The sequence below is a fragment of the Streptomyces sp. MI02-7b genome, from assembly GCF_033793585.1.
GTDB lineage: Bacteria > Actinomycetota > Actinomycetes > Streptomycetales > Streptomycetaceae > Actinacidiphila.
On record NZ_JARAWX010000052.1, the window covers coordinates 1 to 24,971 of the forward strand.

25 protein-coding genes and 3 pseudogenes are annotated in these 24,971 nt (G+C 68.8%); 17 read left to right on the forward strand and 11 right to left on the reverse strand.

Annotated elements, in window-relative coordinates; all coding sequences use genetic code 11:
- From PV364_RS40190 to PV364_RS40200, 3 genes are all read left to right on the forward strand, one after another.
- Positions 1-918: PP2C family protein-serine/threonine phosphatase (locus PV364_RS40190; protein ID WP_319665901.1), on the forward strand; the 918-nt coding region annotated here is incomplete at its 5' end.
- A 117-nt stretch (positions 919-1,035) separates the two neighbouring features.
- Positions 1,036-1,329, forward strand: a complete 294-nt coding sequence (locus tag PV364_RS40195; protein ID WP_319665902.1) for a hypothetical protein — start codon at positions 1,036-1,038, stop codon at positions 1,327-1,329.
- 68 nt (positions 1,330-1,397) lie between these two features.
- Complete coding sequence (locus tag PV364_RS40200; RefSeq protein WP_319665903.1) at positions 1,398-4,016, forward strand: AAA family ATPase; 2,619 nt, start codon at positions 1,398-1,400, stop codon at positions 4,014-4,016.
- Here PV364_RS40200 and PV364_RS40205 read toward each other — a convergent pair.
- Positions 4,007-4,870 carry a 3-hydroxybutyryl-CoA dehydrogenase gene (locus PV364_RS40205; RefSeq protein WP_319665904.1) on the reverse strand — a complete coding sequence of 288 codons (864 nt, stop codon included), beginning with the start codon at positions 4,868-4,870 and terminating at the stop codon, positions 4,007-4,009. The two genes, PV364_RS40200 and PV364_RS40205, sit on opposite strands and share 10 nt — an antisense overlap.
- Positions 4,871-5,168: 298 nt before the next feature.
- Between PV364_RS40205 and PV364_RS40210 the strand changes: the two genes are divergently transcribed.
- The gene (locus tag PV364_RS40210; RefSeq protein WP_319665905.1) at positions 5,169-6,419 is read left to right on the forward strand and encodes a glycoside hydrolase family 10 protein; all 1,251 of its coding nucleotides are present in this window, start codon (positions 5,169-5,171) and stop codon (positions 6,417-6,419) included.
- 61 nt (positions 6,420-6,480) lie between these two features.
- Here the strand turns inward: PV364_RS40210 and PV364_RS40215 are convergent, their stop codons facing one another.
- The 3 genes from PV364_RS40215 to PV364_RS40225 all read right to left on the reverse strand — a co-directional run bounded on the left by PV364_RS40215 (position 6,481) and on the right by PV364_RS40225 (position 8,929).
- Entirely contained in the window at positions 6,481-6,690 is a 210-nt protein-coding gene (locus PV364_RS40215; RefSeq protein ID WP_319665906.1) for a DUF1918 domain-containing protein, read from the reverse strand.
- Between the two features lie 90 nt (positions 6,691-6,780).
- A complete protein-coding gene (locus PV364_RS40220) occupies positions 6,781-8,241 on the reverse strand; it encodes an aldehyde dehydrogenase family protein (protein ID WP_319665907.1) in 1,461 nt (486 codons plus the stop codon).
- Between the two features lie 508 nt (positions 8,242-8,749).
- Positions 8,750-8,929, reverse strand: a complete 180-nt coding sequence (locus PV364_RS40225) for a DUF6223 family protein (RefSeq protein ID WP_415924673.1) — start codon at positions 8,927-8,929, stop codon at positions 8,750-8,752.
- 245 nt (positions 8,930-9,174) lie between these two features.
- On the opposite strand from PV364_RS40225, the gene PV364_RS40230 reads away from it, so the two are divergent.
- Positions 9,175-9,336 carry a DUF1416 domain-containing protein gene (locus PV364_RS40230; protein ID WP_319665908.1) on the forward strand — a complete coding sequence of 54 codons (162 nt, stop codon included), beginning with the start codon at positions 9,175-9,177 and terminating at the stop codon, positions 9,334-9,336.
- 83 nt (positions 9,337-9,419) lie between these two features.
- Here the strand turns inward: PV364_RS40230 and PV364_RS40235 are convergent, their stop codons facing one another.
- Positions 9,420-9,797: a nuclear transport factor 2 family protein gene (locus PV364_RS40235; RefSeq protein ID WP_319665909.1), complete on the reverse strand. Its 378-nt coding sequence runs from the start codon at positions 9,795-9,797 to the stop codon at positions 9,420-9,422.
- 310 nt (positions 9,798-10,107) lie between these two features.
- On the opposite strand from PV364_RS40235, the gene PV364_RS40240 reads away from it, so the two are divergent.
- The 8 genes from PV364_RS40240 to PV364_RS40270 all read left to right on the forward strand — a co-directional run bounded on the left by PV364_RS40240 (position 10,108) and on the right by PV364_RS40270 (position 16,432).
- Positions 10,108-10,950 (forward strand): alpha/beta hydrolase, encoded by an 843-nt coding sequence (locus PV364_RS40240; protein WP_319665910.1) that lies wholly within the window; start codon positions 10,108-10,110, stop codon positions 10,948-10,950.
- Between the two features lie 29 nt (positions 10,951-10,979).
- On the forward strand, positions 10,980-11,123 hold the full coding sequence (locus PV364_RS40245; protein ID WP_319665911.1) for a hypothetical protein: 144 nt from the start codon (positions 10,980-10,982) through the stop codon (positions 11,121-11,123).
- Between the two features lie 158 nt (positions 11,124-11,281).
- Positions 11,282-11,923 (forward strand): helix-turn-helix domain-containing protein, encoded by a 642-nt coding sequence (locus tag PV364_RS40250; protein ID WP_319665912.1) that lies wholly within the window; start codon positions 11,282-11,284, stop codon positions 11,921-11,923.
- A gap of 198 nt (positions 11,924-12,121) precedes the next feature.
- Positions 12,122-13,669 (forward strand): MFS transporter, encoded by a 1,548-nt coding sequence (locus tag PV364_RS40255; RefSeq protein WP_319665913.1) that lies wholly within the window; start codon positions 12,122-12,124, stop codon positions 13,667-13,669.
- A 460-nt stretch (positions 13,670-14,129) separates the two neighbouring features.
- Positions 14,130-14,531 (forward strand): MerR family transcriptional regulator, encoded by a 402-nt coding sequence (locus tag PV364_RS40260; protein ID WP_319665914.1) that lies wholly within the window; start codon positions 14,130-14,132, stop codon positions 14,529-14,531.
- 75 nt (positions 14,532-14,606) lie between these two features.
- A complete protein-coding gene (locus tag PV364_RS40265; RefSeq protein ID WP_319665915.1) occupies positions 14,607-15,356 on the forward strand; it encodes an SDR family NAD(P)-dependent oxidoreductase in 750 nt (249 codons plus the stop codon).
- 104 nt (positions 15,357-15,460) lie between these two features.
- Complete coding sequence (locus PV364_RS41485) at positions 15,461-15,574, forward strand: hypothetical protein (protein ID WP_415924674.1); 114 nt, start codon at positions 15,461-15,463, stop codon at positions 15,572-15,574.
- A gap of 528 nt (positions 15,575-16,102) precedes the next feature.
- The gene (locus PV364_RS40270; protein WP_319665916.1) at positions 16,103-16,432 is read left to right on the forward strand and encodes a helix-turn-helix domain-containing protein; all 330 of its coding nucleotides are present in this window, start codon (positions 16,103-16,105) and stop codon (positions 16,430-16,432) included.
- 604 nt (positions 16,433-17,036) lie between these two features.
- On the opposite strand, the gene PV364_RS40275 is transcribed toward PV364_RS40270, so the two are convergent.
- Entirely contained in the window at positions 17,037-17,627 is a 591-nt protein-coding gene (locus PV364_RS40275; RefSeq protein WP_319665917.1) for a TetR/AcrR family transcriptional regulator, read from the reverse strand.
- Positions 17,628-17,844: 217 nt separating this feature from the next.
- On the opposite strand from PV364_RS40275, the pseudogene PV364_RS40280 reads away from it, so the two are divergent.
- Positions 17,845-18,086, forward strand: a pseudogene (locus tag PV364_RS40280) (IS5/IS1182 family transposase); the annotation flags it as partial.
- Between the two features lie 71 nt (positions 18,087-18,157).
- On the opposite strand, the gene PV364_RS40285 reads toward PV364_RS40280, so the two are convergent.
- Positions 18,158-18,895, reverse strand: a complete 738-nt coding sequence (locus tag PV364_RS40285) for an NADPH-dependent F420 reductase (protein WP_319665923.1) — start codon at positions 18,893-18,895, stop codon at positions 18,158-18,160.
- A gap of 149 nt (positions 18,896-19,044) precedes the next feature.
- Between PV364_RS40285 and PV364_RS40290 the strand changes: the two genes are divergently transcribed.
- Positions 19,045-19,638 (forward strand): TetR family transcriptional regulator, encoded by a 594-nt coding sequence (locus PV364_RS40290; protein WP_319665918.1) that lies wholly within the window; start codon positions 19,045-19,047, stop codon positions 19,636-19,638.
- A gap of 134 nt (positions 19,639-19,772) precedes the next feature.
- Positions 19,773-20,252, forward strand: a pseudogene (locus PV364_RS40295) (transposase); the annotation flags it as partial.
- A gap of 67 nt (positions 20,253-20,319) precedes the next feature.
- Here PV364_RS40295 and PV364_RS40300 read toward each other — a convergent pair.
- Both PV364_RS40300 and PV364_RS40305 read right to left on the reverse strand, forming a co-directional pair.
- Entirely contained in the window at positions 20,320-21,162 is an 843-nt protein-coding gene (locus tag PV364_RS40300) for an alpha/beta hydrolase (protein WP_319665919.1), read from the reverse strand.
- Between the two features lie 745 nt (positions 21,163-21,907).
- On the reverse strand, positions 21,908-22,813 hold the full coding sequence (locus tag PV364_RS40305) for a hypothetical protein (protein ID WP_319665920.1): 906 nt from the start codon (positions 22,811-22,813) through the stop codon (positions 21,908-21,910).
- A gap of 243 nt (positions 22,814-23,056) precedes the next feature.
- Between PV364_RS40305 and PV364_RS40310 the strand changes: the two genes are divergently transcribed.
- Complete coding sequence (locus tag PV364_RS40310; RefSeq protein WP_319665921.1) at positions 23,057-23,239, forward strand: hypothetical protein; 183 nt, start codon at positions 23,057-23,059, stop codon at positions 23,237-23,239.
- Between the two features lie 111 nt (positions 23,240-23,350).
- Here the strand turns inward: PV364_RS40310 and PV364_RS41490 are convergent.
- Together PV364_RS41490 and PV364_RS40315 are read right to left on the reverse strand one after the other, a co-directional pair.
- Positions 23,351-23,818, reverse strand: a pseudogene (locus tag PV364_RS41490) (TniQ family protein); the annotation flags it as partial.
- A gap of 2 nt (positions 23,819-23,820) precedes the next feature.
- Positions 23,821-24,879, reverse strand: a complete 1,059-nt coding sequence (locus tag PV364_RS40315) for an AAA family ATPase (protein WP_319665922.1) — start codon at positions 24,877-24,879, stop codon at positions 23,821-23,823.
- Positions 24,880-24,971: the final 92 nt, after the last annotated feature.

Below are 24,971 nucleotides of genomic sequence, written 5' to 3' on the forward strand. Positions count from 1 at the left end.
GGCGCCGCGGTGGCGGTGGTCGCCGTGCTGGCGGCCTGCTTCTGGCTGGCCGACCGCAGGAGCAGGCTGGCCGCCGAACTGAGCCGCGCCCGCGAGGTCGCCGTGGCCACCCAGCGGGTGCTGCTGCGCCCGCTCCCGCCGCGGGTGAGCGGCCTCACCGTCGCCGCCGATCATGTGTCGGCCAGCCGGGGCGCCGACGTCGGCGGCGACCTGTACGAGGTGCTGGCCACGCCCTACGGGGTGCGCGCGGTCATCGGCGACGTACGCGGTCACGGCCTGGAGGCCGTCGGTACGGTCGCGGCGCTGCTCGGCACCTTCCGCGAGGCCGCGTACGACGAGCCGGAACTCGGCGGGCTGCTGGCGCGGATGGACCGGGCGCTCGCCCGGCACGTGCGGGAACGCCCGTTCGCCGCCGAGGAGTTCGTCACCCTGATGCTGCTCCAGCTCGACGAGGACGGCCAGGTGGACGTCCTGAACTGCGGCCATCCCGGACCGTACCGGCTGTCCACGGACCGCCCCGGCAGGGTCGTGGCGGTTCCGCTGGAGGCGGGGGAGCCCCTGCCGCCCCTGGGCCTGGTGGACGCGGCCGCCGGGGCGAAGCCCGTGCGCTGCGGTCAACTGCGGCCCGGCCAGGCGCTGTTCCTGCACACCGACGGCGTGGCGGACGCCCGGGACGCGGACGGCGCGTTCTTCCCGCTGACGGCCGCGCTGGAGGGGGCCGCACGTGCCGCGGCAGGGCACACGCTGTGCGCGCGGGCCCTGGTGGACGCCGTGCGCGCCGCCTACATGCGGCACACCCGCGGCCGTCCCACCGACGACATGGCCCTGCTCGTCCTGCACCGGGACGCCCCGCGCGTGCCCGTACAGGCGTCCGGCGCCCGGACCGTGACCCGGCGTTCCGGAGTGCCGCGCGTCTGATCATGCTCATCCTTGGTACACCTTGGTCGATCCGTGAGCGAAACGCTCATTGCCCGCCTCGTGCGCCGTTGTCGCACGAGGAGCGTCACCCGAGGAGAACCGAGCAGAGGGGCAGGCATGGCACCACCGACCGCCACCGACGTCGCGCTGTCCGCGCCCGCGGGAGAACTCATCGCCGTCGTCGGCCCGCCCGGCCCGCAGCGCTCCGCGCTCCAGCACGCGCTCAACGACGCGCCCTGGCACCGGGGTCCCGCCGTGACGACCACCGTCATCAGCGACGGCGCCTGGAGCGAGCTGCGCCGGGTCGCCGCGGCGGGCATCACCGTGGTCGCCGCGTGCGACGCGACGGTCGCCGCCGAGGCCAACGCCCACCGCGTCGTACTGCTCCCGGATCCGGACGGGGTGGCGTGACGGACGCCTCCGTACCGGGCTGACGCGCGCCATTGACAAGGTAGTTGCATCAACGTTGTCATGTGCATATGCCGTCCCTGATCGGGCGTCGGGAGATCCTCGACCATGCCCGGACACAGCTGAGCGCCGGTCCGGGCGTCCTGTTCCACGGATCCGCGGGCATCGGCAAGTCCGCGCTGCTGGACGCCTTGACGGAGCAGGACGGGGAGTTGTCCGCGGGCGGCTCCGTACTGCGCTGCGCCCCCGTCGAGGAGGACGCCAAGCTGCCCTTCGTGGCGCTGATGGACCTCTTCGCCCGCGTACCGGACGCCTATGTGGACGGGCTGTCCGAAGGCCCCCGCGCCGCCCTGCGCGCCGCCCTGCTGCGCGGGCGTGAGCCGGTCTCCCCGCAGAGCCGGCTGGCCGTGCGCGACGCGGCCGTCGACCTGCTGCGGGCGTTGTCCGCGGCCGGTCCGGTCCTCATCGTCGTCGACGACCTGCAGTGGCTCGACATGCCGAGCGCCGAGGTCCTCTCGGTCGCCCTGCGGCGCCTGTACGACAAGGCGCCGGTACGCTTCCTGGCCGCCGAGCGGGTCATGGACGGGGAGGAGCCGCTCGGACTGCGCTGCTGCCCGCCGGGCACCACCACCGTGCCCGTGCCGCCGCTCGCCGACGGCGAGGTGGCCGACCTCCTGCTGCAACGCACCGGCCGGCAGCTCCCCGAGCACGCGCTGCGCGCGATCCAGGAGACCGCCGCGGGCAATCCCCTGTACGCGATCGAGCTCGGCCGCGCCGCCCTGCGCGACGGCATGCCCGTCGAGGCGGGCGACACCCTGCCCGTACCGCCCCGGCTCCGCGACCTGCTCCTGGACCGGGTACGGCTGCTGCCCGCCTCCGCCCGGCAGACGCTGCTGGTCGCCTCCGCCGCGGCGCGCCCCACGCTGCCGCTGCTGGCCGCCGCCGGCATCCCGGACCCGGCGGGCGACCTGGCCACCGCCGAGGCGCTCGGCGTCGCCGTGGCCGACGCCGAGCAGACGATCCGCTTCCACCACCCGCTGATCCGCGCGGCGGTCTATGCCGACGCCCCGGAACACGGCCGACGCGCGGCCCACAAGCTGCTCGCCCGTGCGGTCCCCGAGCCCGTCGAGCACGCCCGCCACCTGGCGCTCGCCCATCCGCACGCCGACGAGACCACCGCCGCCACGCTCACCGCCGCCGCCGGGTCCGCCCGCCGCCGCGGTGCCCCCGCCACCGCCGCCGAACTGGCCGCGCTGGCCGCCCGCCGCACCCCCGCCGACCGCCCCGCCGAGCGCGCCGAACGACTGCTGGCCGCGGCCGAGTACGCCAGTGACGCGGGGCTGCGCGCGGACGCCGACCGCTCCGCGGAGACCGTACTGGCCGAGGCCGCCTCCGCCCCGCAGCGCGTCCGCGCCCGGCTGATCATGCTCGGCAACGCCGGGCAGGCCCTCGGCGGCACCGGCCGGCTGATCTCGGACGGCCTGGTCGAGGCCGAGGGGCACCCCGAACTGGAGGCCCGGCTGCACCACTGGGCCGCGGTGCGGCATCTGATCGGAGGCCGTCCCGCCCAGGCCGCCGCGCACGCGCGGCGCGCCGCCTACCCGGCGCCGGCGACCGGCCCGGCCGTGGGCGGCGTCACCGCCGACACCCGGGTGGCCGCCCTGGCCCTGCTCGCCCGGCTGCACGCCCTGCACGGCGAGGCCGCCGCCGCCGAGTCCGCGCTCGGCGAGGCGATGGCGCTGCTCGGCCCCGCCGACGAGCCGGGTGCCCGGGAGCTCGTGCGCACGCGGGCGCTGCTGGCCGCCGACGCCGACCGCATCGACGAGGCGGAACGCGAGATGGCCGGGCTGCTCGACCGGCCGGGCGAGTACGCCTCCGTGGAGGAGACCGCCGCCACCCTGGTCGCCCTGGTCCGCATCCAGGTCAGGTCCGGGCGCTGCCGCGAGGCCCTGGACAACGTGGCCCGCTGCGCCGTCCTTCCGGTCCGCGCGGGCAGCGACTCCCCGCCGGTGCTCTACGCCGCCACGCTCGCGGAGACCGCGGGCGGCCGGCTGGACCGCGCACTGGAGCTCGCCGACCGTACGGTGCGCGCCTGCACGACCGACGGCGACCAGCTGTTCCTGCTGCGGGCTCTGGGCGTGCGCGGCCGGGCCCAACTGCTCGCGGGGGGACGGGAGAACACCGCCGCGGCCGTCGACACCCTCCGGCAGGTGCGGCGGCTGGGGGAGACGATGGGGATCTGCGACCCGGTGCTGCTGCGCTGGTACGGCGACCTCGCGGAGGCGACCGCCATCCTCGGTGACACCGACGCCGCCGCCGAGGTGCTGCGCGCCGCCCGCCGCCGCGCCGGGGCCCGTCCGCCGGTGAGCGTGGTCGCGGCCCTGGAACGCGCGGAGGGACTGCGCGACATCGCTCTCGGCCATCACAAACGGGGCACCGCCCGTATCCAGTCCGCCGTCGCGCGACTGCGCGGGCGGTCACTGCCGCTCGACCTCGCCCGCACCCTCATCGTGCTGGGCGCCGCCGAACGCCGCCCGCGCCGGGCCGCCGCCGCGCGCGGGGCGCTGACGGAGGCCCTGGAGATCAGCTCGGCCGTGGGCGCGGCCCCGATGGAGGCCAGGGCCCGCGCCGAACTGGCCCGGTTCGGCGGGAGCCGCCCGGCGGCGACCCGGGCCGCGGGTTACGTGTAGTCGTAGAAGCCGTGGCCGCTCTTGCGGCCCAGGCGGCCCGCGTCGACCATGCGCTGGAGCAGCGGGGGAGCGGCGTACAGCGGCTCCTTGAACTCGTGGTACATCGAGTCGGCGACCGAGGCCACGGTGTCCAGGCCGATCAGGTCGGAGAGCTTGAGCGGGCCCATCGGGTGGGCGCAGCCCATCTCCATGCCGTTGTCGATGTCCTCACGGCTGGCGATGCCGGACTCGAACATCCGGATCGACGACAGCAGGTACGGGATGAGCAGGGCGTTGACCACGAAGCCCGCCCGGTCCTGGGCGCGGATGGGGTGCTTGCCGAGCACGTCGGTGACCAGCTTCTCGGCGCGCACCAGCGTCTGGCCGTCGGTGGTCAGCGCGGGGATCAGCTCGACGAGCTTCTGCACCGGCGCGGGGTTGAAGAAGTGGATGCCGAGCACCTGCTCGGGACGCGAGGTGGCGACGGCGAGCTTCACCAGCGGGATGGAGGAGGTGTTCGAGGCCAGGATGGCGTCCCGGCGGGTCACCACCTGGTCGAGGACCTGGAAGATCTCCGTCTTGACCTGCTCGTTCTCCACGACGGCCTCGATGACCAGGTCACGGTCCGCGAAGTCGCCGAGGTCGGTGGTGAAGCTGAGGCGCTCCAGCGCCGCGTCGCGCTCCTCCTCGGTGATCTTGCCGCGCTCGGCGGCCTTGGCGAGCGACGTCGTCAGGCGCGTGCGGCCCAGTTCCAGGGCCTCGCCGGTGGTCTCGGCCACCCGGACGTACAGTCCCGCCCGGGCGCACACCTCGGCGATGCCCGCACCCATCTGGCCACAGCCCACCACACCGACAAAACGGATGTCGTCGTTCAACGCCCAGCCTCTCCCTGATCGCGAGACGAAGACCCGGGCCGTTGTACGGACCGGACCAGCCCGATCGACAGTACACCCGGGTGGACGACCGCAGGCCGCCGGTGCGAAGGTGCCGTCAGGCCGCACGTCGGGCCGCACGTCGGGCCGCACGTCGGGCCGCACGTCAGGCCGCACGTCAGGCCGCACCGGAGGCGCAGCCCGGGGCCGCGCGGTGACACGCCGGGGCCCGGCACGGGTTGCCCGCGGCGGCCGGTTCGCCGCATGATCGGCCGAAGTGACGGATCATCAGGGGGATCGGATGGCTCACCTCTCACGCAGGGCCTTCGCCGCCGGTGCGGCCGGCGCCCTCTCCGTGGCGCTGACGTCGGCGGACGCATCGGGTGCCGCCGCGACCGGTGCCGCGGTCCCGGCGGGCGGCGCCGCGCTGCCGCAGTTCCGCGGCATGTGGCTCGCCACGGTCGGCGGCCGCGACTGGCCGTCGGCCCGCGGCGGCTCGCCCGACGAGCAGCGCGGCGAACTGCTGGACTACCTCGACACGGCCGTGGACCGCCGGCTGAACGCCGTGGTCATGCAGGTCCGGCCCACCGCCGACGCGTTCTGGCCGTCCCCGTACGAGCCGTGGTCGGAGTACCTGACCGGCGTCCAGGGCCGCGACCCGGGGTGGGACCCGCTGGGCACCGCCGCGGAGGAGGCGCACGCGCGGGGGCTGGAACTGCACGCCTGGTTCAACCCCTACCGGATCGCCAACCACGCAGACCTGTCCCGGCTGTCGCCCCAGCACCCCGCCGTGCGCAACCGCGGCTGGGCCGTCCCGTACGCCGGGAAGCTCTACTACAACCCTGGTCTGCCCGAGGTCCGCGCCTTCGTCCAGGACGCGATGCTGGACGCGGTGCGCCGCTACCCGGTCGACGGCGTCCACTGGGACGACTACTTCTACCCGTATCCCGTGGCGGGGAAGGCGTTCGCCGACGACGACGCCTTCGAGCGGTACGGCGACGGCTTCTCCGACCGGGCCGCCTGGCGGCGCCACAACACCGACCTGCTGGTGAGCGAGACCGCGGCGCGCATCAAGCGGCTGCGGCCCTCGGCGCGGTTCGGCATCAGCCCCTTCGCGGTCTGGCGCAACAGCACCACCGACCCGCGCGGCTCCGCCACCCGCGGCGGCGTGCAGACGTACGACGACCTGTACGCCGACACCCGCGGATGGGTGCGCAAGGGCTGGATCGACTACATCGCGCCCCAGGTGTACTGGAACATCGGCTTCGAGATCGCCGACTACGCGACGCTGGTCCCCTGGTGGTCCGACGTCGTGGCCGGCACCGGGACGGACCTCTACATCGGCGAGGCCCTGTACCGGGCCGGGGCCGCCGGCGAGGCCCAGGCCTGGCAGGACCCGGAGGAGCTGTCGCGGCACCTGACGCTGGCCGCGGACCACCCCGAGGTCGGCGGCAACATCTTCTTCTCCGCCAAGGAGGTCGTCACCGATCCCATCGGCGCGATGAGCCGCGTCGTCCAGGACCACTACCCCACCCGGGTCCGGGCACGCTGAAGGATCCGCGGCCGCGCGGGGGCGGCCGCGGTCCGGGACGCGGTGGGGCTGCTGCCGCGCGCTACGGCTGGGGGGTGCGGGTCACGCCGTGTTCGTGCTCGACCGTCGAGTCCGGTCCGGGCGACAGGATGCACTCGTGCCCGTCCTCGAACCGCACCCGGTACGGCGGCTCCCCGCTCTTGCCCATGACCTCGACGATCTCGGCCACCTTGTCGTGCTGTCCGACGACACGTCCGTGCTGCCTGACGTGGTCACCCTTGTTCGCGTGCATCGGTTGACCTCCTGGGAACTCGGCGGTCCACGGCTTGGCTCCTCCAGTCTAGGGTCGGCGGCCGGGTCCGCACCCGCTGCGCGGGACGCCTCAGAAGGGGTACCGGGGCTGCTGCGTGGCCACCGTCAGCCAACGGGTGTTGGAGAAGGCCTCGATGCCCCAGCGGCCGCCGAACCGGCCGTAGCCGCTGGCCGCAAAGCCGCCGAAGGGCGCCTGCGGCTCGTCGGCCACCGTCTGGTCGTTGACGTGGACGATGCCGGTGCGCAGCCGGCGGGCGACGGCCAGGCCGTGCGTGGCGTTCTCGGTGATGACGCCCGCGGTCAGCCCGTGCTCGGTGTCGTTGGCCAGGGCCACGGCGGTGTCGTCGTCCGCGAAGCCGGCGATGGTGACGAGCGGCCCGAAGGCCTCGGCGCGGTAGAGCTCCGCGTCGCCGGGGACCCCGGAGAGCACCGTCGCCGGGTGGACCGCGCCGTCCGGTTCGCCGCCGCCGGTCAGGAGTGTGGCGCCCTTGCCGACGGCGTCCTTGATCAGGGCGGCGACCCGGCGTGCCGCATCGGCGCTGACCAGCGGGCCGACGACGGTGTGCGGGTGGGAGGGGTCGCCGGCGGGCAGCGAGGCGACCTTCGCGGTGAACTTGGCGGTGAACTCCTCGACGAGGCTTTCGTGGACCAGGAGGCGGTCGGCGGACATGCAGATCTGCCCGGCGTTCAGGAAGACCCCGAAGGCGGCGGCGTCGACCGCGTGGTCCACGTCCGCGTCCTCCAGGACGATCACCGAGTTCTTGCCGCCGAGCTCCAGGACGGCGGGCTTGAGGTGGCGGGCCGCGAGCGTGCCGACGATCCGGCCGACCTCGGTGGAGCCGGTGAAGTTGACGGCGCGGACCCGGGGGTCGGCGATGAGCGCCTCGGCGACCTCGGCCGCGTCCTCGGGGGCGTTGGTGACGACGTTCAGCACCCCGTCCGGCAGCCCCGCCTCGCGCAGCAGGTCCGCGACGAACAGCCCGCACGCCACCGGCGCGTCCTCGCTGGGCTTGACGACGACGGTGTTGCCCGCCGCGAGCGGTGCCGCGACCGCGCGGACGCCCAGGATGAGCGGCGCGTTCCACGGGGCGAAGGCGGCGACGACGCCGAGCGGCTCGCGCACCGCGAGCCCGAGCACGCCCTCGTCCTGCGCGCTGAGCACCTCGCCGCGCGGGGCGGTGGCCGCCGCGGCGGCCTCGCGCAGGATGCCGGCGGCCAGTCCGACGTTGAAGTACGCCCAGGGCCGGGTCGCGCCCGCCTCGTGGGCCATGATCTCGGCGACCTGCTCGGTACGGCCTTCCAGCAGGTCGGCGGCGGTGAGGAAGATCCTGCGCCGCTCCACCGGGCTCAGCGCCGCCCACTGCGGGAACGCGCCGTGCGCCGCGTCCACCGCCCGCGTGATGTCCTCGGGGCCCCCGGCGGCGACCGTCGCCCAGACCTCGCCGGTGTACGGGTCGACGTCCTCGGCCGTGCGCCCGGAGGCGGCCGGCACGTCCTTGCCGCCGATCAGCAGTTCCCGCGTGATGGTCATGGCAGCCCCTTGTCCTGCGGCGAACGGCGCTGTTCGCACAGTGAACCATCGTTCATCGAGCTTTCGGCCACCGAGTCTGCGGCGCCCCCGTCGCCCTGTCAACGGACCCGCACCCATGGCCGCATGCCGCTTCCGGACGCCGCGCCCGGCGTCGTCGGCCCCGCGCCGGCCCCGCATCGTTGCGTCGCGTTTGCGCGGCGGTCGGGTCGATGCCGCCTGCCCGCAGCGGACTCCGGGCACGGTGCGCGGAACGGGCGTTGTGACTACGAACGATAGTTGGCGGATCTGACATCCATCAGCAGTGGTCGGGGCTGTGTGGCGACTTCTAGCTGGCGGTTCCGACGACAGATAGTTGGCGGAGCAGGCTTCGAATGCATGTTCCATCTCTAGGCTTGCGATTGGGTACCGTGCCTACGCGTTGGGGCGCGCTTGCGTGGGGCCAGAGAGCAGTCAAACGCGGTCTCGCGACGTGCGGCTGACCGTGTCCGGCAGCGCCTCGCCGCTGCGGTCAGCCGGTCGGTACGGTGCGGCGGGAGCGGGTCAGCGCCCGGCGGCCGAGGACGATGGCGATCAGTCCCAACGGCATGGCCGCGATGGCTCCGAAGAGGCCATCGCCGGTGCCGGGGCCGTCACTGGAGGTGGCGCGGTGCGGTACTGCCAGGACGGTGCCGGCCAGCCCTGCCGCCATGGCCGACATGGCGACGGTGCGTGGGCTGAAGACTGCGTTTGCGTTGGAAGTCGAGCAGGGATTCGTCGGGAACTACGACGGTTCCTGGACCGAGTACGGCTCCCTCGTCGGCGTGCCGAGCGAGCTCGGCGCCTCCAAATAGGCCAGCAGTCGGCCACGGGCTCGCAGTCGTGGGTCACGGAACCCTGAATGATCGTCTCGGTCGGCGTGTCAGGCCAGGGCCGCCTGCCTTCGCTCCGCAGACGGTGTTCTCTCCTTCGGGTTGGGGTCCTGTCGCATACTTCTCGGTTCCGGGCTCGTGGGCGCTGCGTGCCCTGGTGCCGGGCGCGACGGTGGACCGCGCCGGCGAAGCCCAGCAGGGCAGTCTCACCGAGGTTGTCATCGCCGTCTGGTCCGCTGCCGTATGACAACGGCGAAGGGCCGCATCTCGCCCCCGGGCCACCGAGTGGGAGTACGGCCCTTCGGGACGTAGGTCTGGCTGGGTTAGGGCCTACTGGCCGAAGACGACGTCGGACGGGCCGTTGTAGGCGTTCATGTGAGTGATCAGCCCGGACTCGTCGAACTCCATGACATCTATCGACCGGACCTCGACGGGTGCGCCGTCGACAACGGCCCTGACGGTGAAGGCCATTGCCGCCGCGGAGCCGTGCGACGTACGGATCGGGGTGTCCAAGGTGAACGTCGACCCTGCAGGCACCTGGTCGAACATCTTGGGCAGGCGCTCGGCGGCATCGGCGACGCCGGTGCCAACAGGGTCCTCCAGCGTGGCGCCGTCCGCGAACAAGGCGACAGCGCTGACGACGTCGTGGTTGTTGAGCGCGTCCAGATACCTCTGCAGGGCTGCGCGCACGTGCTCTTCGGTGGGCATGGTGCCTCTTCCTGGGACTCGTGTGATCAAGTGCGAGTGAGTCTCGCCTTCAGCATCCTAACTGAAATTCAAACCTTGTTTGCAGGTTCGATTCGCAATGGCTATGCTGACACTCAGCGTCAAGTTAGGCTGCTGGTGTCGCTCAGGGTTCCAGGTCAAGCCACGTCGCGGACGCGGCGAGGAATCCGGGGGGCAGCACGTCGTCGCCGGTGCGACAGACCGCCCAGGCAGTCACGTCGACAGCAGAGCCGCGTCGTGCACTTCCTTAAACCTCCGGCACGTTGCCGGGATCACAACAGGAGAACCAACCATGCTCGAAGGATTCGAACACGGCTACGCCGAGGTCAACGGAACCCGTCTGCACTACGTCATAGGCGGTGAAGGCGAACCTCTCGTCCTCATGGAGGGATGGCCCCGCACGACCCACGCTCTTCGCGGGGTCATGGCCCCGCTGGCCCAGCACTTCCGCGTCATCGCCGTCGACATCCGGGGCATGGGCGAATCGGACAAGCCCGCCGACGGCTACGACAAGAAGAACATGGCCAAGGACGTCTACGAACTGGTCCGCAGCCTGGGATACGAGCAGGTCAACATAGCCGGCGGAGACATGGGCTCCACGGTCGCCTACAGTTTCGCCGCCAACCACCCCGAGGCCACCAAGAAGCTGGCCGTCTGGGAAGGCGCGACCTTCACATCGGCCCACCTCGGCATCCCCGCATTCCCCCAGCCGGGCGGATGGAACACCTGGTGGTACTCGCTGACCCACGTCGACGAGCTGCCTGCCAAGCTCCTCGCCGGACGGTTCCGGCACATCATCGACTGGGCCATCGACCACTTCGCGGTCCACCCCGAGAAGATCAGCGAGCAGGACCGGGCCATCTACGCGGCGGCCTACGACGACCCCGACGCGATCAGGGCCAGCTTCGCCTGGTACGGCGCGATCCACCAGGACATCGCCGACAACGAGACCTACTCCAAGCTCACCATGCCTGTCCTGGCACTCGGCGGCCCGCTCGTCATCGGCGCCATCGAGGGAGCGGTGAAGGAACTCGCTATCGACACCCGCTTCATCACAGTCCAGGACACCGGCCACTACATGGCAGAGGAGCAGCCCGAAACCCTCGCTGCCGAACTCCACAAATTCTTCGCCTGACAGCCGTTCCAACCCTAGGGACGCCCGGGATGACACTGCCCGCTGGAGCCAGGTACGTCTCCAAGACGCGCCTGGTCCTGGGGCTGCTGGACCAGCTGACTGGGCAGCGTCAGCAGGCCGGCGAAGGAGACGAGGTCGCGTCGCCGGCAGGTGGCTCCTGGCGGGCGGCATGACGAGGGACGCGGCAGTCCGACATGGGCGGCGACTGATCCTGCGGGGCCGGAATCCCACCGAGATGGTCACCGCGAGGCTCAGCAAACGGGGAGCCGTTCGTCGGATCGCCGCGTGTCTCCAGCAACAGCGTCCGCATTCAGCCAACCAGGAGTGTGCCGTGCAGACCCCAGTCGCTGCCCGCAAGACGCCCCGGCTGCGTGCCGACGCGCTGCGTAATCGAGAGCGGATCGTCACCGCGGCCCGGGAGATGTTCGTCGAGTACGGCCCCGACGTGCCGCTGGACGAGATCGCCCGTCGGGCCGGCGTCGGCAATGCCACCCTGTACCGAAACTTCTCCGACCGTGACGCGCTCGTGCGCCAGCTCATCTACTCCGTCATGGACCGCACGATCAAAGCTGCCCAGATCGCACTCGAGCAGAACAGTGACCCGTTCACCGCTCTGGAACGCTTCGTGCACACCGTTGCCGCAGAACGGATCAGCGCGCTGTGTCCGATGATCGCCAGAAAATTCGACCAGCACCATTCTGGTCTGGAAGCGCTGGCGCAGCAGGTTGAGCTGCTTGTCTCCGAGGTCATGGACCGTGCCCGGGCGGCCGGACAGCTACGGCCAGATGTCGGCGTAGGTGACCTCATGATCGCGATCGCCCAGCTGAGCCGCCCGCCGGCCGGGACGCAGTGTCTCGGCATCGACCGTTTCATGCACCGCCATCTGCAGATGTTCCTGGACGGTCTGCGAACCCCCGCGCAGTCCGTCCTGCCAGGCGCGACCGTCGCTCTGGAGGATCTGCGGCACCTCTGACCACAGGCCAATGAGTCGGGGGCTGCGCCACGGTCCCCCTTCCCAGACATCCAACCGCGTTCCCGGGGGATGCTGCGCGCCACCGAGCTCTCGGCCCTTCGCCGCCCGCACCTGCGCCGAATGCTCACGCCGGTGCACACCCGCCCCTTCCAGCTCCAGCAGCTTCTTTCCGCAACAAAGTCCCGAAGTGGATACCCCATGTCACATGCAGTTACCAAGGCTCCTCGAGCCGCCGCGCAGAGCGGCAGTGACGCCAACCGCTGGAAGGCGCTGATCTTCATCGCGCTCGCCCAGCTGATGGTCATCCTCGACGCCACGATCGTGAACATCGCGCTGCCCTCAGCCCAGGGCGACCTGGGGATATCGGACGGCAACCGGCAGTGGGTCATCACGGCCTACGCTCTTGCCTTCGGCGGCCTGCTCCTCTTTGGCGGCCGCATCGCCGACCTGTGGGGTCGCAAGCGCGCCTTCGTGTTCGGCCTGATCGGCTTCGCCCTCGCCTCCGTGCTTGGCGGGGCGGCTACCTCGGGCCCGATGATGTTCGGCGCTCGTGCTCTGCAGGGCGTCTTCGGCGCCCTGCTCGCCCCCGCGGCGCTCTCCCTGCTCTCAGTGATGTTCACCGACACCAAGGAGCGCGCCAAGGCGTTCGGTATCTTCGGGGCCATCTCCGGTGGCGGCAGCGCGGTCGGCCTGCTCCTCGGCGGTTTCCTCACGGAGTACCTGGACTGGCGCTGGACGTTCTTCGTCAACGTCCCCTTTGCCGTCGTCGCCTGCGCCGGTGCCTACTTCGTCATCCGTGAGCCCGAGGGCGGCAGTAACCGCTCCTCTCTGGACATACCTGGTGTCGTCCTTTCTGCCCTTGGCCTGGTCTCCCTCGTCTACGGCTTCACCCGCGCCGAGTCCGCCGGCTGGGGCGACGCTGGCACCATCTCGATGTTTATGGCGGCCCTCGTGTTGCTGAGCGCTTTCACGCTGATCGAGTCCAAGGTCAGGGCGCCACTGCTGCCACTGCGCGTCGTCACTGACCGCAACCGGGGTGCCGTCTACATCTCGCTCGGCCTCGCTGTCATCGGCCTGTTCGGCCTGTCCCTCTTCCTGACCTACTACCTGCAGGTTGTGAAGGGCTACACCCCGATCAAGACAGGCTTTGCGTTCATCCCCATGGTGGCTGGCATGATCACGGGTTCGACCCAAATCGGCGCCCGCCTGATGACCCGCGTCCGGCCCCGTCTGCTCATGGGCCCCGGCTTCCTGGTCGCCGGCATCGGCATGCTGCTGCTCACCCAGTTGGAGATCGGATCGACATACGCCGCTCTACTGCTGCCTGCGACAGTCTTGCTCGGCCTCGGCATTGGTACAGCGTTCATGCCCGCCATGTCTCTCGCCACACAAGGCATCCAGCCTCAAGACGCCGGCGTCGCCTCCGCAATGGTCAACACCTCGCAACAGGTCGGCGGCGCGATCGGTACAGCCCTGCTGAACACGATCGCCGCTTCCGCAACAACATCCTTCGTCAAGGACCACGCTGCCAACGCAACCTCAAAACCGCAGGCGCAACTGGTCCAGCTCCAGGGCATGGTGCACGGCTACACCTCGGCGATCTGGTTTGCCGTCGGCATCCTGGCGCTCGCCTCACTGATCGCCTTCGCTTTCGTCAATGCCAACCGTCCGGACTCTGCCTCGGTGTCTTCCGGTGACGGCGAGGACGCGCAGGACCAGCTCGTGGTGCCGGTCGTCGCGCACTGACCACCGGCTACTGGCTCAGCGGAGCCCGAACGGCCGGCATCCACCTCGTCGCGCTGTCGGCCCTCGGTGAAGATTTCCACTTCGTGGCGTAGTGAGCATGACCCCCACGCTCATAACGGAAGACGTCAAGTGTCCTGGAGTGGAAACCGCTTGCCACCTAGTCGAGACGGGTCACACCGTCTCATGGATTCCGGTGACCCTGACCTCAGCGGGTGGCTGCCGCTTAGTCGCACTCGGACAGGCGCTGTGATGGCCGAGCGCCGTGGAGGTGTCTCGCTCAGCACTGCGGAGGCCAGCCGGGAGGCACCTGACTGGACGGTGATGCTGACGACATTTCGGCGTTCGTGCTGCAGAGCTGCCGGCGAAGGGCCAGGGCAGCCCGAAATGGAATCCTGAGTTCGCGCAGGCCACGCTTTTTCCCATGCCGCCAGCACAGCGCATCTGAGAGACAATCACCGTGATGACGATCGGCGAACTTGCCGAAAAAGCAGGAGTTACGCCACGCATGCTCCGCTATTACGAACAGCAAGGGCTGCTCACTCCGAGGCGTGGAAGCAACAGCTACCGGCTGTATGAGGATGCGGCCGTGGAGCTGGTAGTGCAGATACGTGAGCTCATTGAGTCAGGACTTCCGTCGCGTCTTCTGCGCACCGTGCTGCCCTGGCTCGGACACCAGGATTGCAATACTCAGGTCACTTGCGATGCCCTGAGCCGCGAAGAGTTTGCCGCGCTGCGGGAGCACATCCGCAGCATAGACCGCCGCATCGAGGTGCTGTCCCGCAACCGCACCGCCATCAGGGAGTATCTCCGCCTCATGAGCGCGGACACGCACGGTGACGGACGTCACAGCGGTCAAACTTGACCTTGACCCTAGCGTCAATCTTTAGCCTCCAATGAGTACGCGCAAGCCATTTGAATTGCATAAGGAGATATCGTCATGCCCAAGGCATTGACAGGACGGACCGCACTCGTGACCGGAGGGTCGCGCGGTATCGGTGCCGAGATCGCCCGTGGCCTGGCGCGCGAGGGGGCAAGTGTTGCCATCACTTACCGAAAGTCGCGTGAGCAGGCCGAAGACGTCGTCGCCGAACTGGTTTCCCTGGGGGTGAAGGCATTTGCTCTGCAGGCGGACCAGTCCGCTCCCCAGGAAGCGGCGGCCGCCGTCCACCGGGCCGCCGAGCAGTTCGGCGGACGAATTGACGTCCTGGTGAACTCCGCCGGAATCGCCGTCACCGGCGGAGCCGGCCAGCTGGACGACCTCGAAGGAATCCAGCAGATGATGGCCACCAATATCATGGGAACCATTGCCACGACGCATACCGCGGCTCGCTACCTGTCCGACGGCGGGCGGGTCATCTTGCTGGGAAGCATCGTCGCCCACCGGATCGCTGTTCCTGGCGCTGCGGAGTACGCGGCCAGCAAGGCCGCGATCGACCAGCTGGGGCGCGGGTGGGCGCGTGACTTCGGCCCGCGCGGCATCACCGTCAACGTCATTCAGCCCGGAGCGACCGACACCGACATGAATCCTGCGGACGGCCCGTTTGCCGCAGCCCAGGTGGCAATGACGCCCCTCGGCCGCTTCGGTACGACCGACGACATCGCCAAGGCGGTCGTCTTCCTCGCGAGCGAGAACGCCGCGTTCATCACGGGCGCGCGATTGACCGTCGACGGCGGAGCCAGCATCTAGCCCAGGAGCAGCAATCCCAGCGCGCGGGGCTCCGGGGCCAAAGAGACGGCCCATGGCACCGGAGTCCCGCCGTAGCCGAGTCTGTCCGTACATCCGTCCTCGGCCTGCTCCAGGCCCAGCGCGACCACTTCGGCGCCTACACCTACCGCCGCACCGACCGCCGCGGCAGCTATCAGACTCGCTGGGACATCGATCGCATTGAACAGATCAGCGAGTAGTAGCAGTCTGGCGCCAACGGCCCCGTCGCTGACGCGAGCATGCTCGCGACGGATCCGGCCGCACGCAGCAGCCACCCCCGCGAGTGCCATGGCGACCCATCGGTCTTGGCCTACTTCCCGATGGCCTTGGCCCGGCGCACAGCAACATCCCAACGTCCCACAAGGGCCACTCCGCGAGTGGTCACCCGGACCGGGGCCGCATGAGCGGAGACGGCCCCGATCGCGCTCATCCCGTGGGGACGAGGATGCGGCGCGACCCCGGGTCCGGCGGCCGGAAGCCCCCGCGCCGCCGGACCCGAGGACATCGGTCAATCCAGGCCGGCGACTGCAATCCGCGGGCGACCGATCACGCCCGGCCTGGTCACCGGAAAGCGCAACACCATCTACTCGCCCTGCAGCGAGCTGAGCGCGTCCGACATGCGACGGCCCGCGCGCTCTCGTAGTCCGGCAACAGCTTGCAGGAAGGCATACGTCGTGGGACACACGGAGCACACAGCGCCTCAGCACGCGGCTGTCAGCCTGGGCCTGATGCGCAGCTTCGAGCTACTCGGAAAACGATGGAACGGGCTGATCATGGCGGCACTCATGCAGCAAACTGCACACTTCGCTGCGTTGCGCCGTTCGATCCCCGGCATCAGCGAACGCATGCTCTCCGACCGGCTCACCGAGCTCGGAGAGGCGGGCTTGCTCGTCCGCGAGGTCGACCCGGGTCCCCCGCGACGCGTGAGCTACCGACTTACCCAGGCCGGCGAAGCACTCCGTCCGGCCCTTCAGGAACTGCGCTCCTGGGCGAAGAAGTATCTGTTCGACGATGGAGACGCCGCCCGAGCCGACGGCGAACCGGCCCATTGCTGCTGACCGGCGCGACAACAAAACGCCGCTCTCGCAGAGATACGCCACGTCCCGGTCCTCCGGCGCCGTGGAAGCGCCGGCACCCACGCCAAGGACCAAGGCTGTCGGCCGAGGGCGGCCTCGGCGCGCAGCGCTGCGTCATCGACGGCTTCTGAGACCGGCCGCTCGGTCGTGTCGTTTCCTGACCACCCTGGTCGAGGTCCCCGCCTTCTGCGGGACGCGGGGATATTCAGACACCGCTCGGGGCGGCATGGTCAGTGTGCGATGACAGGGACGGCGATGTCTTCCGTGCCGTCCCCGGCAACGGCGGCGGCGACGCCGCCGTTGCCGGTGGTGGGTGAATGTGATCGCCGTCGACAGGGCCAGGGTGCCGACCGCCCACCAGAGCGCGGTCGAATTGCCTTGCACGGTAGCGGAGTTGACGGAACCCTGCTTGCCGAGTGTGCGGGCCTCGGTGGCGTGGGAGGCGACCAACACCGTGGTGGCGCTGGCCGCGACGGTGTTGAGTGGCGCGGTGCCGATGGCGCGGCCGACGTGCTGCAAGGTGTTGACCATCGCGGAGGCGACGCCGGCGTCACGCGGCTTGCTGGGAAGCGGTCACTTCACAGTGTCACGCGGAGGTAAGTGCTGCGAAGGCGTCGTCGGTGAGGGTGTCGAGCGCGACTCGTGTGTCGACGTCGACCCATTGCTCCAACGCGACCGTCACGCACTCCATAGCTGCCGCAACACGCACGTGCGCTGCCAGGGGGGACATGCCCTCGGAGGCGGAACGCTCGACGAGTACTTCTGCCAGGGCGGGGCGCCAGCCGAGCTGCTTCTCTCGGAGGCGGGCAACGAGCGCGGGTGTGTTCTGTACCAGGCGCAGCAGCGCGAGTGTGTCGGCGGGATTCTTGTCGAAGTACTTGATGGCGGGATCGACAGCCCGCCGTAGCGATGTCCAGCTGTCCTCGTCGGCGGGCCGGGTCCGCAGGGCGTCGGCCATTTGGTCGCCGAGGGGATCAAAGCCGCTGAGGACGACCTCCTCCTTGCTGCCGAAGTAGCGGAGGAAGGTGCTGCGGGACACCCCGGCCGCCGCGGCCAGGTCGTCGAAGGTCACCTTCTCAAAGGATTCGCGGTGGAACAGGCGGAACGCCACTTGGGCCAGCTCGCTACGAACGGCATTGCGCGCGATATCCCGTGTCTTTGCCCGCGTTGTATCCATCCCACCATTGTACTTCACAACGGCCACTCGCTTGCCATACTGAATCTTGATGCCCTAATTGATACTTAGTTGCAGATGTGGACATTGGTTTTGCCTGTGCATCTGTGGTTGCCTGTTTGTGGGTGACGCCCGCCGAAGACACCAGTGACTCGAGGTGGGCCTGGCGCATCGCCGAATAGTGGCTCTTCCATGACGCCGCTTGGGCCCGGCTTGGTGCCGACGGCACGGCATCGCCGTGACGATCCCTGAACGCGCCGACCAGGTCGCCAACCGGCTCCGGAACGGCTCCCGCGGAGGCGGCCCACCGGCCTTCGACGCCGACGCGCACGAAGGACACAGCGTTCGTAGAGCGCTGCTTCATCCGTCAAGCAGTTCCGGGCGATCGCGACCCGGTGCGGCAAACACGGCAGCCGCCACCGCGCCGGCCTCTACTCGCCGCACCGCAACAGGGCCTGGTAGGGCGTTGTTTTGTGTCCAGTCAGGTGGCGGAGCCGGCGATTCGCTGCGGATGGTGCTGTCGGCGTCCGCACCTAGAATTCGCCGCCGACGAGGGTTCCGCGAACGGATGCGTCGGCCAGTTCCTTGATCGTCTGCGCGGGCACGGGCACGCCAGGCGTCTCCCAGGCCCACTGGGCGATCTCCTGTCGCGCCAACCCGTCCGGGATGGTCCCCAAGTACGGGGCGCAGTAGAGCGACGACCTGGGCTCGTAGCGCCAGCTCTCCGCCAGGGTGCCGATGTCCGTCGCGTCGTAGCCCAACGCGTCCAGCAGGTTCGTCACCTCCGCCTTCGCGGGGTTGTCGTCTCCAGAGACGGGCAGTGCGCTTCGGTCCGAAGCGCCGGCTGGCCGGGCCAGAGAGCCCAGCTGTGTGCAGACGATGTTGTTGAACGCCTTGACCACCCGGGCGCCCGGCAGATGGCGTTGGAAGAATTCGCTGGACGTCATTTCCCGGGAGTCCAGCTGTGCGATCCGCCCGTCACGCTCCGGGTAGTAGTTCATGGTGTCGATCACGGTCCGGCCCGCCAGCGCTTCACGCGGGAGTCGGCTGTAGGCGAGGAGCGGGACGGTCACCACGACCAGGTCACTGCCCTGCGCCGCCTCGGCCGGAGTGGCGGCGCGCGCCCGCTTGCCGAGTCGTGCGACGACCTCGCCGAGGGTTTCGGGGCCGCGGGAGTTGCTGATCACGACATTCCAGCCGGCCGCCACTGCCAGGCGCGCGACAGTGCCGCCGACGTTGCCACTGCCAATGATTCCGAGGGTCGCAGACATGAGGTCCTCCCGCAGGTTGGTTCCGACGACGGGTGTCACCCGGTGACAGCCGCCGGCTTCCAAGATCACCAAAACTGATACTGAGTTGCAAGATAGCTATTGAATGGCATGCTTGCAAGTGAGTGGCTGCCGCGGGCTAAAATCGTCACGTGAACACGACACGGGACATCGCGCGCAACGCTGTTCGCCTCGAGCTGGCCGAGGTGGCGATCGGCTTGTTCTGCAGCCGCGGCTTCGAGGAGGCCACCTTCGACGATCTGGCTGCGGCGGCCAGCGTGTCCCGCAGCACCTTTCTGCGCTACTTCGGGACCAAGGAGGACGTCGTCCTCAGCGTCCTGGACCCCTTGGGCGATCTGATGTCCGAAGAATTGCGTTCGCGGCCCGCCGACGAAGAGGAGTGGACGTCGCTGCGACGGGCCGTCGATCCCGCCATCGAGTACTTCTCCCGCAACCCCGCCGACAGTCTCGTGCTGCTTCGCCTCACTCAGACCACGCCTGCCCTGGCCAGTCGCCTGTGCGAGAAGCAGGCCAACTGGCGCCCCGCCCTGGCGGAGATCCTTGCCGCACGCACATCCCCAGGGAACTCGACGCTCCTGGCTTCACACGTGCGCGCGGCAGCCGCCCTGCACTGCCTGGGCATCGCGGCAGAGTATTGGATGAGCGCCGAAGCACGCCTCCCCCTCGTAACCCTCGTCGATCAAGCCTTCGCCACCTTTACTGCTCCGCGCCCTGCCACGGCGTGAACTCTCGGGACGCCGCGACGTTGCCGTGCAGGCGACGACGGGTCATGGCTCCCGGCGATCGTGGTGGCCGAGACGGATCCCGGGAGGCGCCTAGCTTGGGCGTCTCTCTTTGATGGGTGATCAGCTGATCGGATGTGTCTGTCCGGTTGGTGATCACTGATGCGATGTGGGACCGGATCGAGCCGCTGATGCCGGCCGACCCGGTCCGTGGCCAACAGCGGGCCGACCGCCGCCGGACCCTAGAAGCCATCGCGTAGAAGTACCGCACCTGCTCACCCCGGCGGGAGCTCCCAGAATGGCGCGGACCCTTTCGGAGCGCGCACAAACGCCTGGTCAGATCGGCCATGGACGGCATGTGGGCACGGGCCCTCGCGGCGGTCCTTGCAGCGGCCGACGTCGATGACGACGTGGGCTGGACGGTCTCGGCAGGCCAAGAACCCGCCCTGCGGTCGTCCTTGCGGATCGTGCCTACTCTTCCCCACCGTGGAGTCATTCCGCGGCCCGCAGACCATAGCGGCCATCGCCTGCGGCGAGGCCGCGCCGGAGGCCGCCAGCCCGGCTCGCTCACCGTGTCCCAAAAGTCGTTGAGGGTCTCGATCCGCCGACTGCGCAGGCCAACATCAGCTCACTGTCGAGTCGTCCTCGCGGTGCCCGGGAGCACCGCGAGGACAAAACCGGTTGTCAGGCGAAGAACTTCTGCAGCTCGGCGGCGAGTGCCTCCGGCTGCTCCTCGGCCAGGTAGTGGCCAGTGTCCTCGATGGTGACGAAGCGGGTGTCGGTGGCCCTGGCCCGCACTGCCCCCTCGATGGCGCCGATGACAAGCGGGCCGCCCAGCCCGAGGACGGGCATGGTCAGCTTCGGGTAGGTTTCACCGTCGGCTAGATCCTGATGGATCGCGGCGTACGTGGCGAAGGACGCCCTCACCGCTTCCGGGTCGTCGTACGCCGCCGCGTAAATGGCGCGGTCCTCCTCGCTGATCTTCTCAGGGTGGACCGCGAAATGGTCGATTGCCCAGTCGATCACGTGCCGGAACCGCCCCGCGAGGAGCTTCGCGGGCAGGTCCTCGACGTGGCTCAGCGAGTACCACCAGGCGTTCCATCCACCCGGCTGAGGGAAGGCGGTGATGGCGAGGTGGTCCGATGTGAATGTCGCCCCCTCCCACACCGCGAGCTTCTTGGTCGCCTCCGGGTAGTTCGCGGCGAAGCTGTAGGCGACGGTTGAGCCCATATCTCCGCCGGCAATGTTGATCTGCTCGTATCCCAGGCTGCGAACGAGTTCGTAGACGTCCTTCGCCATGTTCTTCTTGTCATAGCCGCCGGCGGGCTTGTCCGATTCGCCCATACCGCGGTAATCGACGGCGATGACCCGGAAGTGCCGGGCCAAGGGGGCCATGATCCCCCTAAGGGCGTGCGTGGTGCGGGGCCAACCCTCCATGAGGACGAGCGGCTCCCCTTCCCCGCCGATGACGTAGTGCAGGCGGGTTCCGTTCACCTCGGCGTAGCCGTCTTCGAATCCATCAAGCACGGTCGATTCTCCTGTCGTGGTACCGGCAATGTGCCGAGAAAGTTGTAAATGCGGGGATATCACGCTGCCGAGCGCAGACCTCCGGCAGTTCGGTTGACGTGCAGCCGACCTCGCTACGCTGCGCGGCCTCAGGAGCCGACGGCATCGGTACCGACATGGCCCCGGTGTCGCTGGCTGCGGCCCTTGATCGTTCGCTGCGCCCGCGGAGTGGCGCGGTATCGCATGGCGACAACTGGCGTCGACCGAAAAGCCTCGATGCGGCTGCATCTCGGTCACCCCCGGGCCCACCGGCACGCGCACCGTCGTTGTGAATCACTTGGCCCTACACGCTCGCACTGAACCACTCCCCACTCATCTGCGGACCTGCCGATGCGGAGAGCATGGTTGCCGCTGGCACCCGCGTCATCGCGGCTGCAATGGCCCCATTGCCCTGCTCCTCACGCGCGGTGCGGGCGGCCGTATCTGGCGCCTCACGGATGCATGTCACGCGTGCATCGCGGCCACCGATCACGCTGCCACGGTCCCCGAACCCGGCGGCTTAAACACTGTGGACACTGACAAGGCTGCCCTTTCGGCGAAGCCATCGCTCGGACTCGGGGCCGAAGACCTCGGCGCGGCCGAGGTGTGTTGGCACGACGATGCGCTGTACGGATAAGACGCAGCCCAACCGTCTGCCGGGGCCAGCGCCCGACGTAAGGCTCGGCGCTGCCGACCCGGGTGACGTCGCTGCCCTGCCCGCGCTTGCTCAACTGCCGCCGATGCCCTGCCGGCTGTGGCGTCTCGGAAGTCGATCGATCTTGAGGGTGAGATCACTGGCGTATTCGTTGAGAAGGGCTCGCAGGGTCGCGTAGTACGGACCACGGGCTTGGGTGAATTGGTGATAGAGCGGTCCCCCTCGGTTCCGCCAAACCTCGTGAAAGTCGGTGTTCTGCTGGGTGTCAGGGATCACGGGCGCGAGACACCGTTCGCTTTGGGTGACTGTGGTCCAGATGAGGGTGGATGCGCACTGGCGCTTGCATGCATTGAGCTGCGGGACGTGCCTACGACTTCGGGGTACGGGAAGCTGGGTGTGGATTTCTTCCCAGGCGGCTTGGCTGAGCGTCCAGTCCGTGAGCTGGGCTCGACGGTGGTGGTAGTCGACCGGATCTGGGAGTTCATCGAGGATGCGAGCGATGGACTCAACGGCATCGTCAAACGCGAATGGGTCCTTCGCTAGGTGAGGCGATCCGCCACGGTGAGTGGTGTGGTCATAGCGCAACCAACCGTCCGGGATGCCCAGGTACTGGGCTGCGCTGGCCATGGTGAGACCAGAGGGAAGCTGAACGAGCCGAACGGCCGCAGTGCGTCGGAGGACGCGCAGGCGGTGATAGTTGCGCAGAGTGACGTCGAGCAGTTCGCGGTACCAGCTGTCGGGGAGGTGCTGGGGGACATGTTCAGGCCGGTAGCCGCCGAACCGTGACGGCGCGGTCGGGCCGCCTGCGAGGGTTCGCGATGTGTACTGGACGAGAACCGTTGGCTCGAGCTCTCGCTTGAGCCTGGGGGAGCATGTGGCTTGCAGTCGTTTCCACGTCTGTCCCCAGATTGACTTGTCGGGTTGCGGCCCCTGCTCAAGGATTGAGCGGAGAGCGCTGCGTAGATCCTTGTCGTCCAAACGGAGCAGGCTTTGGGCGATGGACAGCAAAGCCGCGGTTACCGGCGCCGTAATCGGGGGCTTGTCCCACGAACGGTTCCCCTCGCCTACGGACCTCGGGACAGTAAGTCTCTCCCGCTTTTGACGAACATATTCATCGAGAACGTCCGACTGATTTGAGTTGCGGGCGAACCCTGAGGCACGCGGCCACGTTGCGCAGACCACTGCCGCTAGGACTCGAAGATCACCGAACGTTTGGGAAGCATGAACGGCGTCGGATGCGGCGAGCAGTTCCAGCAATTGCGCCTGCAGTGTGAGGTCTTCTGGTTCCGGGTAGCCAGTTTTCCGGAGTGGATGCCCGACCGCGTCAAGGCGGGCACCGCAGAGTGTCGGCTTTCCTTCGTATCCTTCCTCCGCGCCGTCAGCGTCCTTGTTTCGGCACTGTGAAGGGTGGAGACCACCACGAGCGAGCTGGGGCAAAATTCGGCTTGAGCTGCTTCTGACGAAGTGGTGAGCGGGGAGTCTGCACCGTGGGCACTCCTGCCGCAGGAACACTTGATGCACCAAGCAGCAGAAGATGACGGGGAGACGCCAAATGTGCTTCCAGGGTCCACCATGTAGAGCCTGGATCCTTGAGCCATCACCAGCGAGACACTGCGGACAGAAGCGCGTGAAGTTGGAGTAGATCCAGTTGTCGATCATGGTTCGTCCTCCGGTCGCCCGAGAGGTGAGGGACTCGTTGACGGAGGGGTAGTGCGAAGCGAGTGGGCGCAGAGTAAGACCGGCGGCTTCTGGCTCTGTGAGTCGGGCCGAGCGAGCCAAAGCGGCCAGCCCTGACGCAGGCAGAGCGACCAGAAGCCGTGCGGAGGTCGTGGTCCAGAGGTGATCCGTCCCTGCCGCCCCCGTGCGTTGCAGGATGCGGCCAGGGGGTTGGTCGAGGCGGTGTCCTAGCCGCAGAAGGTAGCCCGCGAGCCCCTCATCAAGTAGAGGAGCCAAGCTGCGAGGCAGAGCGGCGAATGAGTCCATGATCAGCTCCCGAGCTGGGCGCTTTCGGGTCCGTGGTCATCGAAAACGGTGTTGCGGGGTGCCTTGCCCCGCGACTTACGCGGGCGGTCCGTGGTGGTTCCGCCCGGTGAACCGGGGATGGTGGGGACCTCGCCGGCCGCAGCGTCGCGTCCAGGATCGTCCAAACTGAGGATCACTTCATCCAGTAGATCCTCATCAAGAAGTTCCCGCCCGGAGTCCATCGCTTCCTGTGCACCGTCCTCGATGAGCCGCTCCAGCAGCCCGACCACGCCGTCCGTGCGGCGCATCAAGTACTCGGGCATGGTGCCCGAAGTGAGCATTCCAGTACGTGCATTGAGCAAGCGGAGATTGTTCTCCAAGCCTGTGAGGTGGTCATGGAACGCGACGATCTGGTCCGTGGTGGTATATCGAAATCGGTCCAGCTCGACCATGTCGAATCGACGCTCGGTTTGAGTGGCCTCAAGACCGTGGACACGCGCGCGCTGGGAAGGAGGTAGTACCCACTGACGGGAGCGGCCGTCCCATTTTCCCTCGCGGAGTAGACCGGAGCCTGGGATGTCAACCCCGATCAAGATGAGGGTCACATTCATGCTCATCAACGCCCGGATCAGATCCAGGGTGTCTTGGTCGTCTGCGCGATGCATGCGCAGCCGGGTGATGTCGTCGAGGACGAGTACCTTCACGCCATGGTCGTGAAGCGAGCTGGAGACCTGCCGGATCAGTTCAGGCAGTGTCAGTCTCTTTGTGTCGGCGCCGAAGAAATCCAGGATGGCCTGGCATGTGCTCTTGGGCTTCGCCGTCACGGGGGTCTGGATGTAGGCAACGGGTGCATGGATATCGCGAGTACCCTCGACCGTGTTGGGATTGCGGTAACCATGGAGCATGAGCCAGTCCTGCTCGAACGCCGCGAGCACCTCGCAGGCGGTTTCGGTCTTTCCCTGATAGCCCCAGCCGGGTACGAGTACTCCGGCACGGGTCGCCGGCTTGCACTTTAGGGCGTTGTTGCGTGCGCGACGGTTGATCAGTCGCGACACTTTCCGTGACATCGGCGTCTCGGTCACGTCCGCTGGAGTGGTGTATCGACGGCCACTCGGTGATCTCTTCTTTGAGGCTATGCGGTGAGCTCGGCGGCCAGGACGGTGTCGTGGGTTTG